The 18,024-nt window shown below is 71.0% G+C and carries 11 protein-coding genes; 9 read left to right on the forward strand and 2 right to left on the reverse strand.

The genetic code is table 11. The annotated features are described in order from the left end of the window. Window positions 1-226: 226 nt before the first annotated feature. On the reverse strand, window positions 227-892 hold the full coding sequence (locus WME98_RS07535; RefSeq protein ID WP_437950664.1) for a hypothetical protein: 666 nt from the start codon (window positions 890-892) through the stop codon (window positions 227-229). 257 nt (window positions 893-1,149) lie between these two features. Here WME98_RS07535 and WME98_RS07540 point away from each other — a divergent pair, with 257 nt between their 5' ends. From WME98_RS07540 to WME98_RS07560, 5 genes are all read left to right on the forward strand, one after another. After that, window positions 1,150-5,265 (forward strand): chemotaxis protein CheB, encoded by a 4,116-nt coding sequence (locus WME98_RS07540; protein WP_437950665.1) that lies wholly within the window; start codon window positions 1,150-1,152, stop codon window positions 5,263-5,265. A gap of 353 nt (window positions 5,266-5,618) precedes the next feature. After that, the gene (locus WME98_RS07545) at window positions 5,619-6,083 is read left to right on the forward strand and encodes a response regulator (protein ID WP_437950666.1); all 465 of its coding nucleotides are present in this window, start codon (window positions 5,619-5,621) and stop codon (window positions 6,081-6,083) included. 203 nt (window positions 6,084-6,286) lie between these two features. Next, window positions 6,287-7,525, forward strand: a complete 1,239-nt coding sequence (locus tag WME98_RS07550) for a hypothetical protein (RefSeq protein WP_437950667.1) — start codon at window positions 6,287-6,289, stop codon at window positions 7,523-7,525. A gap of 129 nt (window positions 7,526-7,654) precedes the next feature. Continuing rightward, window positions 7,655-8,797, forward strand: a complete 1,143-nt coding sequence (locus WME98_RS07555; protein WP_437950668.1) for a hypothetical protein — start codon at window positions 7,655-7,657, stop codon at window positions 8,795-8,797. A gap of 384 nt (window positions 8,798-9,181) precedes the next feature. Beyond that, a complete protein-coding gene (locus tag WME98_RS07560) occupies window positions 9,182-9,649 on the forward strand; it encodes a hypothetical protein (protein ID WP_437950669.1) in 468 nt (155 codons plus the stop codon). A 93-nt stretch (window positions 9,650-9,742) separates the two neighbouring features. Here WME98_RS07560 and gndA read toward each other — a convergent pair whose 3' ends face one another. After that, window positions 9,743-11,275, reverse strand: coding sequence for an NADP-dependent phosphogluconate dehydrogenase (gene gndA, locus WME98_RS07565; protein ID WP_061629641.1), 1,533 nt, complete (start codon window positions 11,273-11,275; stop codon window positions 9,743-9,745). A 329-nt stretch (window positions 11,276-11,604) separates the two neighbouring features. Between gndA and WME98_RS07570 the strand changes: the two genes are divergently transcribed. The 4 genes from WME98_RS07570 to WME98_RS07585 all read left to right on the forward strand — a co-directional run bounded on the left by WME98_RS07570 (window position 11,605) and on the right by WME98_RS07585 (window position 17,988). After that, window positions 11,605-13,704 carry a hypothetical protein gene (locus WME98_RS07570; RefSeq protein ID WP_437950670.1) on the forward strand — a complete coding sequence of 700 codons (2,100 nt, stop codon included), beginning with the start codon at window positions 11,605-11,607 and terminating at the stop codon, window positions 13,702-13,704. Between the two features lie 412 nt (window positions 13,705-14,116). Continuing rightward, window positions 14,117-15,802 carry a serine/threonine-protein kinase gene (locus WME98_RS07575; protein ID WP_437950671.1) on the forward strand — a complete coding sequence of 562 codons (1,686 nt, stop codon included), beginning with the start codon at window positions 14,117-14,119 and terminating at the stop codon, window positions 15,800-15,802. Window positions 15,803-15,915: 113 nt separating this feature from the next. Next, on the forward strand, window positions 15,916-16,974 hold the full coding sequence (locus WME98_RS07580) for a hypothetical protein (protein ID WP_437953961.1): 1,059 nt from the start codon (window positions 15,916-15,918) through the stop codon (window positions 16,972-16,974). A 300-nt stretch (window positions 16,975-17,274) separates the two neighbouring features. Beyond that, entirely contained in the window at window positions 17,275-17,988 is a 714-nt protein-coding gene (locus tag WME98_RS07585; protein WP_437950672.1) for a hypothetical protein, read from the forward strand. Window positions 17,989-18,024: the final 36 nt, after the last annotated feature.

An 18,024-nucleotide genomic window follows, 5' to 3' on the forward strand; every position in this document is an offset into this window, starting at 1 on the left:
CCGTCGTCCGTCTCTCGTCCTCGTCTCTCGTCCCCGTCTCTCGTCCTCGTCTCTCGTCCCCGTCTCTCGTGCGCGTGCGCGATTCCCGGGAGTCAACGCGCACGCGCACGCGCACGAAGGACGAGCACGAAAGACGGAAGACGGGGACGAGAGACGAAGGACGGAAGACGTCTGCATGAACCCGAGCGAAAACTGCTCTAGGTATCCGAAGCGGGTGACCGCCGCTCTAATTCGGTTGCGTCCCGCCCGCGCCCGAGAGCCGCGCGACCAGACCCTTTCTCAGGAGCCCCACCTTGTTCCGCATCGCGGTCACCTGCTGCCGCATTCCGTCCGCCTGCTCCGCGAGGTCCACGATCCCCGCCGCCGTCGCCGCCTGAGCCAGCTCGCGCGCCTCGTCGGCGAGGCGCCCCATGCGCCCTTCGACCTCGTCCATGGCCGCCACCACCTCCGCGATCTGCTCGGGGCTCGTCGCCTCGCGCTGGCGCGCCGCCGCCTCCTGGACCAGCTGGTTGATGTTTCGCCCCTCCTCGCCGAGCGCCGCGAAGCGCTGGAACAGCTCCCCGAGCTGCTCCGCCCGCCGCTTGATCTCTTCCCCCCGCGCGGCCAGCGCCGTCGCCGTCGCCTCGTGGCGATCCCGCGCCGCGGCGATCGCCGCGATCAGCGACCCGAGCGCCACGCTCACGCGCTGCTGCGCCTCCGCGGCCTCCGTCGTCGACTTCGCCGCGCGCTCGATCCCCTTGCGCGTGTCCAAGGACAGCCGCCGCGCCGACTCCGCGAGCTCCTCGAAGCGGAAGAGCTCGCGCTCGAGCGCGCGCGCCGCCTCGGCGAGCTCGCCCCCGCCCTTGTCGTGCTCGTCCTTCCCGCCGCGGCCGTTCTTCTCGCGCTTGTTCACGTTGTCCACTCTCGACCGCCCCTTGCGTCCGTCCGCGTGAGGCTCGCTGCATCCTGCACGATCCCCGGCCCGCGCGGCACCCCCTGCGCTCGCCCGGCGCGCGATCCCCGCGGAGCGGCGCTGCCGAGCGAGGGGCGTCGGGGGCGCGCGACCGCGCGCGGCCCGCTGCGCCGGCCCGGGCAGCGTGGTATCGGATGGCCCCCTACGCCCGCATCCGGTACCCTCATGACCCCGCGCCCTCGCGGTCTGTTGTCTCCATGAGAACGAAGAACAGCAGCCGCGCCAGGCGGCCATCCAGCAGGAACAAGAAGCCAGCGACTGCGCAGGTCGCACCCAAGCTGGAGGATCGTACGCCTGGCTTCATCGCCCAGAGCGCCGGGGCCCCGGCCGCCCACGAGCAGCTCGCCGTGGCTGGCCCCACCTACGTCGTCGGGATCGGCTCCTCCGCGGGGGGCCTCGAGGCGCTCCGGATCCTGATTGGCGGCCTGAAGGCCGCCAATCGGATGAGCCTGGTCATCGTCCAGCACCTCGCGCCGCAGCATCGGAGTCGGCTCGTCGAGATCATCAGCCACTCCACCACCCTGAACGTCAAAGAGGTCTCCGAGGGCGAGGTCCTCTGCGCGAACACGGTCTACGTGACCCCGCCCAACGCCGACGTGGTGGTCGACGGCGACGTCCTCCTCCTGCGGCAGCCCGAGACCAAGGTCGGCCCGAAGCCCTCGGTCGACCTCTTCTTCAAGTCGATCGCCGAGCACTACGGCGAGAACGCCATCGGCGTCGTCCTCTCGGGGACCGGGTCGGACGGCGCGCAGGGCGTCCGCGCCATCAAGGCCGCCGGCGGGGTCACCATCTGCCAGACCCCCGAGTCGGCCAAGTACGACGGCATGCCGCGCGCCGCGAAGCAGACCGGCGCCGTCGACCTCGAGCTCGGCCTGGAGGAGATGGCCAATCAGCTCAGCAAGTTCAACGAGCTCGCCGGCCGCTCCGACCAGCCCGACGCCTCGCTCCGGCAGCTCAGCCTGAGCCAGCAGGACCCGTATCACAGCATCCTCACCTTCCTGGAGAAGGCGAGCCGGGTCAACTTCGCCCAGTACAAGCAGACCACCGTCCGCCGGCGGATCGAGCGGCGCGTCATCGCCACGCGCTGCGAGTCGATCGAGGCCTACGCCGACTACCTCCGCGTGCGCCCCGAGGAGGGCAGGCTCCTCTTCCAGGACATCCTGATCTCGGTGACGTCGTTCTTCCGCGACGAGGCCTCGTTCAAGGCCCTCGCGGCCTCCATCGTCGAGCGGATCGACAAGAAGCGCACCGGCGACAGCTTCCGCGCCTGGGTCGTCGGCTGCGCCACGGGCGAGGAGGCGTACTCGATCGCCATCCTCGCGTTCGAGGCGCTCGAGAAGGCGAACAAGCAGCTCAACGTCCAGATCTTCGCGACGGACATCGACGAGCAGGCGATGTCCGTCGCGCGCAAGGGGCTCTATCAGAAGGCCGCGGTCGCCGACATCCCCCCCAAGCTGCGGTCCAGGTACTTCGACGAGCAGGACCAGTGGTTCAGGATCAAGGACTACGTCCGCGACGCCATCGTCTTCGCGCGCCACGACGTCGCCCAGGATCCGCCGTTCCTCAAGCTGGATCTCGTCTCGTGCCGCAACGTCCTCATCTACTTCAACCCCCACCTGCAGGAGCACACGCTCAAGACGTTCCATTTCGCGATGGACGACCAGGGCGTCCTGTTCCTCGGCAAGTCCGAGTCGGCGACGACCGTGAGCGACCTGTTCGAGCTCACGGACAAGAACGCGAAGATCTTCGCCCGGTCCGGCAAGAAGGGCGATCTCCCGCGGTCGTACTCTCGGCAGGAGTTCAACCGCGAGAGCGCGCTCATCACGAAGGATCGCCAGTCCACCACGGCGATGGACCTCTTCACCGCCATGGTGAACGGCTTCGCGCCGGACTCGGTCCTCGTCGACGACGACCACCGGGTGCGGCACGTCTTCGGGAACGCCAACCGGTACCTGAACTTCCCGAAGGGCGAGCCCAGCGTCTCGATCCAGAAGCTGCTCCCGTCCGACGTGGCGATCGAGCTCGCCGCGCTGCTCCACCGGGCCGAGCGGTCGGGCCACGCCGCGAAGGGGGATCACCGGCACACGTTCGTCGTCGACCGAGAGGAGCGGAAGCTCCAGCTCACCGTCGTGCCGCTCCCGTCCGACGGCGGGACCGAGTTCATCGTCTGCTTCAGCCACGCGCACGACCCGCCCCGCCCCGCGAGGGCGCCCGCGAGCGGCTCCCGCCTCGCGCCGGACGAGCAGATCCGGCGGCTCGAGCAGGAGCTCGCGGCGGCGCGGGAGCACCTCCAGACCATCATCGAGGAGCACGACACCGCGAGCGAGGAGCTCCAGGCCCTCAACGAGGAGCTCCAGTCGTCCAACGAGGAGCTCCAGTCCACCAACGAGGAGCTGGAGACCACGAACGAGGAGCTCCAGTCGGCGAACGAGGAGCTGACGACGCTGAACCAGGAGATCAACGTCAAGTCGTCCGAGCTGATGACGCTCAATCAGCGGCTCATCGCGATCCAGAACGCGATCGCCTATCCCCTCCTCGTCGTCGACAAGAACCTCCGCCTCACCGACTACAACCCCGCGTCTCGCCACCTGTTCCGCATCTCGGAGGTGGACCGCGGCCAGCACATCCGCGCCGCCCTCGCGCACCTGAACGTCGAGCCCGTCCTCGATCTCGTCACCGAGAGCCTGCGCGAGCGGCGGCCCATGAGGCTCCAGCTCGAGGTCCTCGACCGGCACTTCGAGGCGCGCATCCAGCTCATCCCGGGGTCGAAGGGCGAGGCGGACGGGGCCGTCGTGAGCTTCGTCGACAACACCGAGCTCGTGCACGCGCTCACCCAGAGCAGGGTCAGCAAGGAGCGGCTCTCCGCCATCCTCGACAACACGCCGGCGCTCGTGACCATGAAGGACTCGATCGGCGCCTATGTCTACGTCAACCAGCGCTTCTGCGACGTCCTCGGGCGCTCCGAGAAGGACGTGCTGGGGAGGACGGACGAGGAGCTGTTCGGCCCGAAGGCCGGTAGCGGGCTGCGGGAGCGCGACTTCGAGGTGCTGAAGAGCCGGTCGCCCATGTGGCTGGAGGAGAGCCTGCATGTGGGCGGCAAGCTCCGCTACTGGCTCTCATCGAAGTTCCCCCTGCTCGACGACCGGCGCACCGCCCAGTCCGTCTGCACCATCGCGCTCGACATCACGGAGCGGGTGCTCCAGGAGCAGCACCTCAAGGTCTTCAAGAAGGTCGTCTCCGCGTCGAACGCGGGCCTCGCGATCCTCGAGTCGGACCAGGGGCTCTACCGGGTGACCTTCGCCTCGAACGAGTTCGCCGACAAGGTCGGCAAGGGCGAGCCCGAGCTCCACGGCCTCGCGCTCGACGAGCTGCTCGACCTCGTCCTCCGCGGCGCGGAGTCGCCGAGCATCGCCGATGTCTCGGACGCGGCCCGACAGAAGCCGCTCGCGTCGTTCACCATCAACCTGGCGGAGCGGGCGGGCGGCGAGCTCTGGATCGAGCTCACGACGGCCACCGTCAGCTTCGGCGACGAGGAGCCGAGCTACCTCATCCTCCTCATCTTCGACGTCACGCAGCGGGTCCAGGCGCAGCGGATCATCCTCTCCCAGCAAGAGGAGCTCTCGAGGTTCAGCAAGCTCGCGTCGCTCGGCGAGGTCGCGGCCGGGATCTCCCATGAGATCAACACGCCGCTCAACGTGATCACCACGAAGACCGATCTCCTGAAGCGGCTCGCGGAGCGGGGGCAGCTGGAGAAGGAGCGCCTCGCCCGCGTCGCGACCGAGATCGACGGCATGGTCGAGAACATCACCAACGTGATCTCCGGCCTGCGGTCGATCACCCGGATGGAGTCCGAGAAGCTCCGCCCTCACAACGTCCAGGAGCTCATCCGGGAGGCCGTCCGTGTCAGCGGCTTCCGGCTCCAGCAGGCGAGCGTCCAGCTGAGCTTCGATCTGCCGCAGGAGGAGCTCGTCATCGACTGCTACCCCGTCCAGATCATTCAGATCCTCATCAACCTGATCAACAACGCCGTCGAGGCCATCTCGGCGCTCCGGGAGCGATGGATCCGGATCGAGGCGCGCCCGTCGGACGGCAGGGTTTACGTGCGCGTGATCGACAGCGGCAAGGGGCTCGATCCCGCGCTCGCGGAGAAGATCATGACCCCGTTCTTCACGACGAAGAAGGAGGAGCACGGCACCGGCCTCGGCCTCAGCCTCTCGCGGAACATCGCGCACCACCACAGAGGCGACCTGCGGCTCGTGACCGAGCACAAGAATACGTGTTTCGAGCTGGAGCTGCCCCAGAGACAAGCTTGAGGCCACCCCCCGGCCAGACGCGGAACAGGCGCTCGGGCCCGCGCCGTAGGGCGCTGGGGTCGCCGCGGGTCGCCGGCTGCCGGACGCCGCGCTGGCCCCGTCCCCACGGCCCCACGGCCGGCCGGAGCGGCTTGAATCCGCGGCGATCTCGCCTGGACTACGTGCTCTCATGTAAGGCGACGCCTTACTCTCGGCCTCGCCCGGCGCGCCGAAGCCGCGCCGGAGCCGGCCAGCGCTTCGAGCGGGACAACGCGTTGGATTTGGGAATCCTCGACGCCTGCCGCACGAGCTGCTAATCCGTCGTGAATGCCCGGCGTGAAGGTCGACACGCAGGTCCGATGGGCGGTGGGAGCATGCTCCTGAACATCATCATCGTCGAGGACAGCGAGGAGCTGTGTGAAGGATGGCAGGACATCCTCACGCTCGACGGCCATCGCGTGCACTGCTTCCTCAACGGCAGGAATGCCCTCGAGAACCGGGCGCTCATCATGCAGGCCGACGTCCTGGTCACGGATTATTACTTGCCTGACATCAATGGATTGACGCTGGTCTCCACGGTGCGGAAGGTCCGCGCGGACCTCCCGATCATCCTGCTCACCGGCACGCGCGACCCGGCCATCCGAGAGAGCCTCAGCCAGGTGGAGAACGCGATGTTCCTGAGCAAGCCGATCAGGATAGAGCAGCTGGAGCGCAGCATCCGCGAGCTCATCGCCGCCTCGTCGAAGGCTCCGGCGGCCGACGCCGACAAGGCCGCCGCGTCGAAGGCCCCGGCCGCCGACGCCGACAAGGTGGACCGGACGTCCTCCTCGCCGTACTGAGCCGCGCGCTCCGATACGGGCGGCCTCGCGCGCGGGCGGCCTTGCGCGCGGGCGGCGCTCGCGAGGGTGAGCGCGTGAGGGCCCTCTGCCCCGCCTGTCGCACTTTCCGGAAGGGCGCCGCCGTTTCGCGTGCGGTGGTTGCTCGGACCGGTGTACTGTATCAAAACGGCGGACCGTACGTCGGACGGACCTCGGAGGAACCGATGCGAAGCGCGTTGCTCGTCCTCGTCGGAGTTCATGCCCTGCTGGGCTGCGGGGCGGCGTCGCAGGGAGAGCCAGCAACCGACGCCGATCCCGCGCACCTCCGGAGCGCTGCCCCGATCGCGGTCCCGGAGAGCTCGATCCGAGAGGCGCGCGCCGCCCTGCCCCCGCCCGAGGAGGCCCTCCTGCCGTCGCCCGAGGAAGCCCTCCTGCCGTCGCCCGAGGAAGCCCTCCTGCCGTCGCCCGAGGAGGCCCTCCTGCCGTCGCCCGAGGAAGCCCTCCTGCCGTCGCCCGAGGAAGCCCTCCTGCCGTCGCCCGTGGAGAAGGAGCGCGCTGCGCTGCGCTCGCCCGGGAGTCGGCTCGCCCGCGACGCCGCGCCCGAGGCCGCGAAGGAGCGCGCCGCGGACAAGGCTCGCGCCCCCGCGGTCTCGTCCTCGAAGGGGCGCGTCGCGCGCTCGATCGAGGCCGATTGCAAGGCGCTCGGACCCGAGGTGCAGAAGGCCTCGCGGATGATCGAGGTGCTCCGGGAGTCCGACCTGAGCACGCCCCCCGAGGTGCTGCTGCGGATCGCGGATCGGCTCGACCTGTGGGCCGACGCGGCCGCCGTCCGCGCCGCCGATCCGGAGCTCGCCCGCGAGGCCAGGAACATCCAGGAGAGCTTCGCCCGGACGAGCACCGCGGTCCGCAAGCTGCGGGCGTCGCTCATCCTCAACGAGCGCAGCCCGAAGAAGGCGGGCGCCGCGCGCGCCGGGCTGGAGCGGGAGCTCGACAAGGACGCGAAGGTCGTGCGGAGCATCGCCGGCCGCTGCAAGAGCAACCCCTATGAGCCGATCAAGGGCAAAGCCCACATCCCGCCGCACGTCGTGCGGCGCGTCGTCCAGGAGAACTTCGGCGCCATGCGCGCCTGCTACGAAAAGGGCGTTCGCGCGAATCCCAAGCTCGAAGGGCGGATACCCGTGCACCTCGTCGTCGACGGCCAGGGCAAGGTGACGTACGCGGGCGACGCCGACCACCCGCCCGCCGACGCGCCCCTCCTCATCGCGCTCCCCTCGCCCGGCGCCGCGGCGCCGTCGTCGTCCGCTCCGCCGCTCCGCGACCCCAAGGTCGTCGGCTGCGTGCTCGACGTCTTCCGCGGCCTCCGATTCCCCTCCCCCGCCGATCGCAAGAGCGTCGCCACGGTGGTCTATCCGGTCGTCTTCGGTGTGGACGATAACCGCTCTTCGGCCACGTCCTCCAGGTGACGCAGAGCGCAATCGCGGCGGCGGCGCGCTGGACATCTGCCGTCCGAGCGGGGCCGGCGCCAAGCACGCTCGCGGCCGGACGTGCAAAGTTATTTCCTTCTCAGGAGCCAGAGGGTAAGAATTTCCCTGATGAAGCTCTCGCTCACCGAGCTCCAGGACATTCGCCGCACGCTCGCGGCCCGCATCGTCTTCGGCCTCTCCACGCCCGGCACCGAGATCGCCGCGCTCCCCGCCTACCTCGCGCCGCCGCCGGAGGGGATGACCGGCCGCGCCGTGGTGGTCGACGCCGGCGGCACGAACCTGCGCGCCGCGATCGTGGAGCTCCAGCCGGGCGGCGTGTCGCGCATCGTGGCCGGGCCCGCGCCGGCGAAGTTCCCGGGCGGGCCCGAGGTCGCGGGCGACGCCTTCTTCGATGTGCAGGCGGAGCTGGTCGAGCGCCTCGGCGCCGTGCAGGGCCTGCCGGTGGGGTACTGCTTCTCGTATCCTTCGGAGACCCTGCCGTCGCTCGACGCGCGGCTGCTCCGCTGGACCAAGGGCGTCCAGATCACGGGGGTCGAGGGCACGAACGTGGGCGAGCGGCTCGGCCGGGCGCTCGCCGCGCGGAGGCTCCGGCCCGGCCCGGTCCGGGTGCTGAACGACACGGTGGCGAGCCTGCTCGGGGGCGCCTTCGCGCACGGCGGGGCCTCGCCCGCGGCGTTCATCGGCCTCATCGTGGGGACGGGGACCAACATGGCCACGTTCCTCCCCGCCGGTCGGATCCCGAAGCTCAAGACGGGGCACTTCGTCGCGCCGATGGCGGTCAACCTCGAGAACGGCAACTTCAACCCTCCGCACCTCCAGCCCTTCGACGCGGAGGTCGACGCGAGCTCGGAGAACCCGGGGGCGCAGCGCTTCGAGAAGGCGGTGTCCGGGGCCTACCTGCCGCGGCTCTTCGCGCGGCTCTGCCCGGACCACGCCCCCCTGACCAGCTCGGCCGACCTGGTGCGGCTCCGCGAGGAGGGCACGGGGGACGCGCGGCGGGTCGCCGGCGACCTGCTGCAGCGCTCGGCCGACCTCGTGGCGGCGGCGCTGGCGGCGGTCGCCGACGTGCTCGAGAGCCCCCCGGGGGTGGGCATCCTGGCCGAGGGCAGCCTCTTCTGGGGCGATCCGCGCTACGCGCCGCGGGTGCAGGAGACGCTGCGCGGCCTCCTCGGCGCGCGCGTCGAGCCGCGGATCGCCCGGCTCGATCACGTCAACCTGATCGGGTCGGCCTGCGCCGCGCTGTTCGCCTGATCGGCCGCGCGCGTCGCCCCCGCTCGCCGCGCCGCGGCCGGCGAAGAGCGCGCCGGGGGTGGCCGTGCCGGGGCTGAGCGGGCGTCCGCGAGGGGCCGCCGTTTTCCAGTGTTTCCGGGAAGTTTCCGGAAGGGATCGCGGTGGCGTCCGGCGCCGCAGCGCGACGTTGCCACCGGCGGCCTGAGGCGGCAGAATCGCACATTTCTGGTCGTATTCGCCGTTTGGGACCACCATGGCGCAGCGTTGACCCCGAGGAAGGAGCTCGGCCGGTGATGTGTGGAACAGCAGCATGCTTCGGCGTTGCCGGGCCGGATGGGCGGGCGGGGCGCCTCCGGTCGTCGCGAGCGGGCCCCGGTAGCCGGAATGGCTATTGTCATTAGAGAGATGCTTCCGTCGAACCGCAGACTTGCGTTCCGAAGGCAGCCGCACCTGCTCGACGACAGCGGGAGCGTCGGCGTGTGGATCACGCAGCCGGCGGGCATGGTGGTGCAACTCCTGCGCGAGACCGCGGCGACGGGCGAGCTGGCGCGGTTCATCTCGGTCGACGCGTACCAGAAGCTCGTGGGCGTGATGCGCCCGGGGGAGCGGGCGTACTTCATCTACGACATGGCGCTCATGGTGCGCTACGAGACCGAGGCGCGCGTGATCCTGACGCAGTGGGGGCTCAGCGTGCGCGACCGGATCGAGCACATCGTGGTCCGCCCGCCGCCGGAGATGAACAAGCTGGGGCGCATGGGGATCCAGACGATCGCGGCGGCGATGAGCCTGGCGGGGGTGCAGCTCGACATCATGGACGACCTCGAGCCGTTCCTGCGCGAGCGGAACCTGCGGCCGCGGATCAGCCTTACCTGAGGCGAGGCCTCACCTGAGGCGGGGCCTCGCCGGGGCGGCGGCCTGGCCGGCCCGGCTCAGGCCCGGGCCGTCAGGCGGGGGTCGCGGGGGCGGTCAGTGGCCGCCGCCGGTCCCCTTGATCTCGAGCTGAGGGCGGGAGGGGTGGGGCCAGTCGAGGTGGAAGAACTTGCCGCGCGGCTGATCCGTGCGCTCGTAGGTGTGGGCGCCGAAGTAGTCGCGCTGCGCCTGCAGGAGGTTCGCGGGCAGATGGGCCGCGCGGTAACCGTCGTAATACGACAGGGCCGACATGAACGCCGGCGCCCAGACGCCGTTCTGCGCGGCGATCGAGACCACCTTGCGCCAGTTGGCCTGACCCTGCTTGATCTGATCGTTGAAGTACGGGTCGAGCAGGAGGTTCGTCAGGCCAGGATTGCGCGTGTACGCCTCCGTGATCTTCTGGAGGAACCGCGCGCGGATGATGCATCCGCCGCGCCAGATGCTCGCGATCGTGCCGAAATCGAGCTTCCACTTGTACTCCGCCTGGGCGGCGGCCATGAGCTGGAACCCCTGAGCGTAGGCGCAGATCTTCGAGCAATACAGGGCATCGCGGATCGCCGTGATCGTCCCTTGCCGATCCTTGACCGGGGTCGGCGTCGGCCCCGAGAGGTGCTTCGAGGCCTCGACGCGCTCGTCCTTGAGCGCCGAGAGGCAACGGGCAAACACCGCTTCGGCGATGGCGTTCGCGGGGATGCCCATGTCGAGCGCATTGCTGCTCGTCCACTTGCCGGTGCCCTTCTGCCCCGCCGTGTCGAGGACGAAATCGACGAACGGCTTGTCCTGCTGGACAGGGTCCTTCTGCTGGAGGATGTCCGCGGTGATCTGGATGAGGTACGAGTCGAGATCGCCGCTGTTCCACTCGGCGAACACCCGCGACATCTCGTCCTTCGACAGCCCGAGCAGCCCGTCGAGGAGCGTGTACGCCTCGCAGATGAGCTGCATGTCGATGTACTCGATGCCGTTGTGGACCATCTTCACGTAATGGCCCGCGCCGTTCGGCCCGATGTACGCCGTGCAGGGGACGCCGCCCTCCACCGGCTTGCCGGGGGCCGCGCCCTCGATCGGCTTGCCGGTCGCAGGGTCGACCTTGGCGGCGATCGCGCGCCAGATCGGCTCCAGGTGCTTCCAGGACTCGGGATCGCCGCCCGGCATCAGCGAGGGGCCGAAGCGCGCCCCCACCTCGCCGCCCGACACGCCCGAGCCGAAGAACTTGCACTGCTGCGCGTACTCGTGCTCCCGACGGATGGTGTCCGTCCAGAGCGAGTTGCCCAGATCGACGACGATATCGTCCGGCTCGACGCCCGCCTCGATGAGCTGCTTGACCACCATGTCCACCGGCGGACCGGCCTTGACCAGGATCACCGCCTTGCGCGGCTTCTTCAGGGCGCGGACGAAGTCCTTCAGCGTCTCGCAGTAGACAAGGCCGCCGGGGGTGCTCGGGTTCCTCGCGACGAAGTCCTTCGCGACCTGCACCGTGCGGTTGTACACGGCCACCTTGAACCCGTGGTCGGCCATGTTGAGCGCGACGTTCTCGCCCATGACGGCCAGCCCGATCATGCCGATGTCGCAGCTGGATGTGGCATCATTCATCCCGGTTCTTCTCCTTCACGCGTTGCTCATGCTCCGTCAGCGACCGCTGTCTTGCGCTGTCTTGCGCGGATGGGACGGCTCAGCAAGGCCTCGGCCCGCGCGCCGTCAATCTCGTTGGGTCGGCTGGCAGCCACGGCCGCGCATTCTGAGCAGGCCGGCGGCGCGGCGTCCAGTGCGCTCGTGAACGGACGCCGCGCCTGCACGCCAGCCACGCCGGCGACGCGCGCGCCTCGCCCCGCGCGGCGCGCGCGCCGCCCCGCGCGCCGCCCCGTGCATCGACGGCGTGACAGCGTGGAGGCGCGCTCGCGCGCCGTGGTAGGCTCGCGCCGGTGCGACCGGGCCCGGCGCTCGCAGGCCTCTTCCTCGCCGCAGCCGCGGCCTCGGCGTGCGTCCCCGCCACGTACAACGTCCGCGCGGCGCGCGCCTTCGCCAACGAGGACGCCCGCCGCGCGATCGTCGACGACCGCGCGGCCGATCTGGAGCGCGCGGTCTGGCTGGCGGACGAGGTCCTCGCGAACACCCCCTACTCCCCGGGCGACGCGTGGGTCGCGGCGCTCCGGCTCGACGACGACGAGGGCGAGCGGCTCCGCGAGCGCTTCGAGGAGGCCGCGCCGTACGACGGGGAGCACGAGGTCCCCCTCGCCAAGCTCTACCGCGTGAAGCTCGACGAGGCGCTCGCCCGCGCGGCGGCGCCTCGGCCAGCGCCCCCCGCGTTCGCGCGGCTCTTCGACGCGCTGGCGGCGCTCGCCGCGCGTGATCCCACGGCGCCCCCGCCCACGGCGCCCTCGCCCACGCTCGCGCCCGCGGCGCCCCCGCCCGCATCCAGCGCCGCGGGGCGCCTGCCGGCCGCGTGGCAGGCGCTCGCGGGGCACGCGCGGGCGCTCGCCGTCGAGGAGCGGAGCGTCGAGCGGCTCTCGGCCGGAAGGCCGCTCGGCGCGCCCGACACGCCCGAGCTCGCCGCCGCGAAGGGGAAGGTCGCCGCGCGGCGGCGGGCGCTCGCCGGAGCGCAACGGGACATCGCGGACGCGGCCGCCGAGCTCCGCGCGGCGAGCGCGGGGCAGGAGCCCGCCGCGACCATCGCGCGCGACGCCCTCCGCGTCACGTCGTTCCTCCTGCGGATGCACACGGAGGCGCTCGCCGTGGCGCCGTACGTCGTAAAGCAGGCCCGGCGCGTCGCGCGCGGCGAGCCGGGCTACGGGGCCACGGCGGCGCGCGCGGAGGCGCTCTCCAGGGTCCTCGAGGAGCAGCGCGAGGCGCTCTCCGCCTGCGCCGAGGCGCTCGCCGTGCCGGCGCGGACGCCGCTCGAGGACACGGCGGGCTTCGAGATGCAGGAGAGCCTGCTCGAGCAGGGCCGGGCGATCAGCCTCGACGCCGTCCACCTCCAGCTGAAGAGCGACGTCGAGCTCCTCTTCTTCCACCAGCTCGCGAGCCCGAGCTCCTCGGGCGGCATCAACGATTACCGGGGCAGGACGCGGCGCCTCGCCTACGACGTCGATCCCGTGTTCATGGTCGGCGGCCGCGCGCTGCTCACGTACGACTTCGAGCACGTGCGCAACGCCGCGCGCCTCAACGCCGGGTTCAAGACGGACCGGCTGTTCTCGTCGGGGGGCGACATCGCGTACGACAGCTCGCTCGGGAAGCTGATCGGCCTGAACGGCTTCGCGAGCGACGTCTTCGACATCGGCGCCGACCTCGTCGGCATCAGCACGAGCCTCAAGATCGCGCGGTTCACCTCGGGCAACGTCACCGAGCTCGCCGTCGATCCGGCGACCGGGCGCGACGCCGGCGCCGTGGCGAGCGCGCCGTTCCAGCTCCTGGTCCGCCAGATCGACGTCGGCTTCGACGTGACGAAGCTCTTCCCGGAGGCCGCGGACGATCTCTACCTCGAGGAGCTGCTCGTCGGCTTCCGGTACATGGATTACAAGCTCCCGCGCATCTTCTACGCGCTCCGCGAGCGGGAGCCGGGCACCGGCGATGTTTACGTCTTCGAGCGGCAGAGCCCTGCCCAGAGCGTGACATCGCGCTTCTACCAGGGCGGCTTCAGCCTGCGGATGGGCAACGGCGAGTGGCCGCGGGTCGCGCCGTTCGGCGACCTCGGCCTCTACGGCGGCGCCGGACCGGTGCGCTACGCCTTCTCGGCGGATCCCGCCGTCCCGGGCGGCCCGCGCGAGGTCGACGAGGCGACGATGATCGCGCTCTCCGGCAACCTGTCCGTGGGGCTCCGGCTCCGGCTGACGTCGTACCTCAGCCGGCTCCGCCTGCTGACCGAGCTGTCCTACAACGTCGAGGCGGTCGGCCAGGGCATCGTGTCCAGCATCCACGCGACGAGGCGTGGAGACGAGACGACCTACACAGTCGGCCGCAAGATCGACATCGGCGGCTTCGACCTGTTCCACGGGCCCCGCCTGCTCGCGGTGCTCGTGCTGTGAGGCGGGTCTACCGCCGTCGCGAGAGCCGCTGCCCTGCCCGGGCGAAGCGGCGCGGCGCCGGCGGGGACGTCGGCGACGTGAGCCGCGTCGATTCGATAGAGTCGATAGAATCGATAGAATCGATAGAAGGGGACGTCGCCCCAGACATCGAATTCTTCCACGACATCGTAACTGAGCTGGAGGGCATGGACCGCGGCCATGCCGACGATCGAGCTGGTCAAGCGGCCCAACACGGCGAATCACGGCGAATCACGGCGAATCACGGCGAATCACGGCGAATCACCGGACAAACCACACGGATCGCGCCAGCGCAGCCTACACCCGGCGAGCGCTGTAGGCGGACCTGCGACGGTAAGTTCCTGGATGCAGCCGTCCGACCTCATGGTGTAAGCTCGATCGACGCGGTGAATCCATGTCGCTGAACTTCATCGAGGGGAGGCTGTTCGCAGGCAGGTACCGCGTCGTGCGCTGCATCGCGACCGGAGCCATGGGCGCGGTCTACGAGGTCGTGCACATCGAGACGGAGCGCCGGCGGGCGCTCAAGGTGATGCACCCGCACCTCGCCGAGAACCCCGAGTTCCACGCCCGGTTCAAGCTCGAGGCGCGCGTCGCCGCCCGCATCGCCACCGAGCACATCGTCGAGGTGTTCGACGCCGGGATCGACCCGGAGACCGGCATGCCGTTCCTGGTCATGGAGCTGCTCCGCGGCGAGGAGCTCAGCAAGCGCATCCGCCGCACCGGGCGCCTGTCGCCGGAAGAGGCGGTCGCCTACCTGCGCCAGACGGCGATCGCCCTCGACAAGACGCACGCCGCCGGGGTCGTCCACCGCGATCTCAAGCCGGCGAACCTGTTCCTGGCGGCGGTCGGCGACGACGACGAGTTCCGCATCAAGGTGCTCGATTTCGGCATTGCCAAGCTCGTCGCGGAGACCGCGCTCGACTCGGCGACGACCGCGGCCCTCGGGACGCCGCTCTACATGGCGCCTGAGCAGTTCAGCGGCGGGTCCATCTCGAAGGCCGTCGACCTCTTCGCGCTCGGCATGATCGCGTACACGCTCCTCGTCGGCAAGGCCTACTGGCTCAACGACATGCGGGAGTTCAGCAACACGCTCGCGTTCGCGGTGATCGCGATGTACGGCCCGCAGGAGCCCGCGTGCGCGCGCGCGGCGGCCGATGGGGTGGAGCTGCCCCCGGCCTTCGACGCGTGGTTCGCGAAGGCGACGGCGCACGACCCCGAGGCGCGCTTTCCGACCGCGTCCACCGCGGTCGAGGCGCTCGCCGAGATCTTCGACATCGCGCCCGCGCCGGCGAAGTCGTCGCGCCTGTCCGTGGTGGAGATGCCGCTCCCGCGCGCCCACCAGACGCCGCTCCCGCGCGCCTACCAGGCGCGCGCTTCGTCGGTGCCGGCGGCCGCCCAGTCCTCCAGCACGGGCGTGGAGACGAGGGTCGCCGCCACCTCGCCGCGGAGCTGGTCCACGGTCGCGATCGCGGCCGTCGCCTTGATCGGCGGCGGCGCCATCGCCTTTGCCTCGCTGGGCGGGGGCGCGCGCTTCGCTCCGGGCAACGCGGCGGACGCGCCGACGGCCCGGGCGGCCCCCGCCCCGCCGATCTCCACGCCGCCCTTCCCATCGACCGCGCCGGTGCCCGCTCTCCCCGAGGCCTCCGGGCCCTCCGGACCGCCCGACCTCGCGGCGCCTGCGGCCGCGACACCCGCGCCGCACGAGGACGGCGACCTGGCGCCGGTCCCCGCGGCAGCGTCCGCGAGCGCGAGCGACGCGATGCCGCCGCCTCGCGCGGCGCCGCACCCTCGCGGCACGGCGCCGTCCAGCGCAGCGCCGCCTTCCAGCGCAGCGCCGCCTTCCAGCGCAGCACCGCCGTCCAGCGCAGCACCGCCGTCCAGCGCAGCACCGCCGTCCAGCGCAGCGACGCCGTCCAGCGCAGCGACGCCGTCCAGCGCAGCGACGCCGTCCAGCGCAGCGACGCCGTCCAGCGCAGCGACGTCGTCCAGCGCAGCGCCGCCTTCCAGCGCGGGGCGCGCGCCGACGCCGCCGGCGTCCTCCTCGGCCAAGCCCCGGGAATCGCTCTACTCGGCGGACTGACGCAGCGCCCGCGCTGACGCGGCGACAGCGGAGCGCTGTTTTCTTGCCTGCGGCGATACCAGGAATGGTATCTCATGCATCCACCGATGCGCTTCGCCTGGTCTGCGCCTCTAGTGAGCGGATTGCTGAGCATCGCTCTCACCGCTCCGGCGAGCGCGCAACCCGACACCATCGCCGTGGCCGAGTCGCTCTTCAACCGCGGTCTCGCGGACATGCTGGCGGGACGGCATTCGACGGGCTGCCCTGCCCTCGCCGAGAGTTATCGGCTCGATCCTCGCGCAGGTCGGCTGTTCACGCTCGCCGAGTGCGAGGCCCAGTGGGGGCGCATCGCCACCGCCGTTGCGCGCTACAATGACTTTCTGGCGCTGTATTCCCGCATGTCGGAGGCCGAGAAGCTCCAGCAGCTCGAGCGCTACAAGGTCGCGATCGAGCAACGCGACACGCTCGCGCCGCTCGTGCCGCAACTCACGCTGTCGCTGCCGGACGACGCGCCCGCGGGCACGGTCGTGCAGCGCGACGGCATCACCCTCGAGCGGCCTTCCCTGGACATCCCGCTCCCCGTCAACCCGGGAGAGCACGTCGTGACGACGAGGGCGCCGGGGGGACCGCTGCACGAGGTGCGGTTCACGATCGACAGGTCCGACACGAAGACGATCGCGCTCGAGGTGAAACTCCCCCGCGAGGAGCCTCCGCCCGACAAGCCGGCGGCACGGCCGCCCGACCCGCTCGGCGTGCCGCCCGTGAACGGCGCGAAGGGCGCCGCGGGGGCCCCGCAGTCGTCCGGGCCCAGCGGCCAGCGCGTCCTGGCGTACATGGCGGGCGGGCTCGCGGTGAGCGGGCTGATCGTCGGCTCGGTGACCGGGTGGATGGCGCTCAACGAGAGCAGCCGCGCGGACAAGGAGTGCAAGGACGTCGGCCCCGGCGTGGCGGAATGCGACACCCCCGTCGCGAAGGCCGCCGGCGACCGCGCGAAGGACCTGGGGACCGTGAGCACGATCGGCTTCAGCGCCGGGGCGGCGCTCGCGGGCGCGGCGGTGCTGCTCTTCCTGACGGAGCCTTCCCCGTCCGGCCCGCAAGCCAGCGCCGCGCCCCGCCCGCAGGCCGGGACGGTCAGCTGGTCGCTGCTCGCCGGGCCGAGCGGCGGCGGCGTCGCGATCCAGAGCCGGTGGTGAGCCCGCGCGCGCCCGCCGCCGCCGGCACAACGCGCCCGTAACGCAGCTCGCCCGCGGCGCCCATCGCGCTGCGCGCGTCGGCGCGCCACGCCGCCGCGGCGGGCTCACGTCGCCTGGCACCCAGCCTGCACCCAGGTCGAGGCGTCGATGCAGGCGAATCCACGTCGGGATCTCCCCGATTCGTCGACAACGTGCGCCTCGTCGGTGGACACGATGGACACGATTCGGTGTAGCATCAATAAAAAACTACAGGCCGGCGCGCCCGGGCGGGAAGGTATGGCGATGAGGAAAGGGCAATTCATGATCACGAAGACCACGATGGCCATGTTCGGGCTCGCGGCCTCCGGGCTGCTCGCGGGCTGCACGGAGACGCTCGACTCGAAGCAGATCCGCACCGGAGGGATCTCGGCGACGCTGGAGGCGACCGCCGAGAGCGCGTCGTCGACGAGCGTGAAGGCCACGCTCAAGGCGGGCGGCGACGAGAGCAACACCTACGTCATCCTGAGCGCGGGAGACCGGATCTCCGCGACGGCGGACGGCGAGGAGGTCGAGATGTCCTCCGAGAGCTCCGGGGTCTACGTGGCCCACTTCGACATCGGGGAGGGAGGCACCGAGTTCGCGGTGCGGCTGGACCGCGAGGACGACGACGACGCGCCGAACAACGCCGGGACGCTCCCCGACCCGTTCGACCTCGAGGCGCTGCCCAAGGATCCGGTCCCGCGCGGCGAGGACCTCACGGTCACGTGGGCGCCGAGCGGGTCGGGCGACGACATGGTGATCCGCGTGGACGGCAGATGCATCTTCGCCAAGACGTTCGATGTCGGGGGCGATCCCGGGACGTACACCATCGACGCGGATGAGCTGGAGGCGACGAGCTCGCAGGAGCCCGAGAGCTGCGATGTGGACCTCGTGATCAGCCGCACGCGCGGCGGCACGACGGACAAGACCCTGGACCCGGAGAGCTCGTTCGAGCTGAGCCAGGTCCGGCAAGGCCGCTTCACCTCGGCGCCCTGAGGCGCCCTCCCTGCGCCTGCCGGCACAAGGCGACGT

The sequence above is a fragment of the Sorangium sp. So ce296 genome, assembly GCF_051529605.1.
In the GTDB taxonomy this organism is placed as follows: Bacteria; Myxococcota_A; Polyangia; order Polyangiales; family Polyangiaceae; genus Sorangium; species Sorangium cellulosum_D.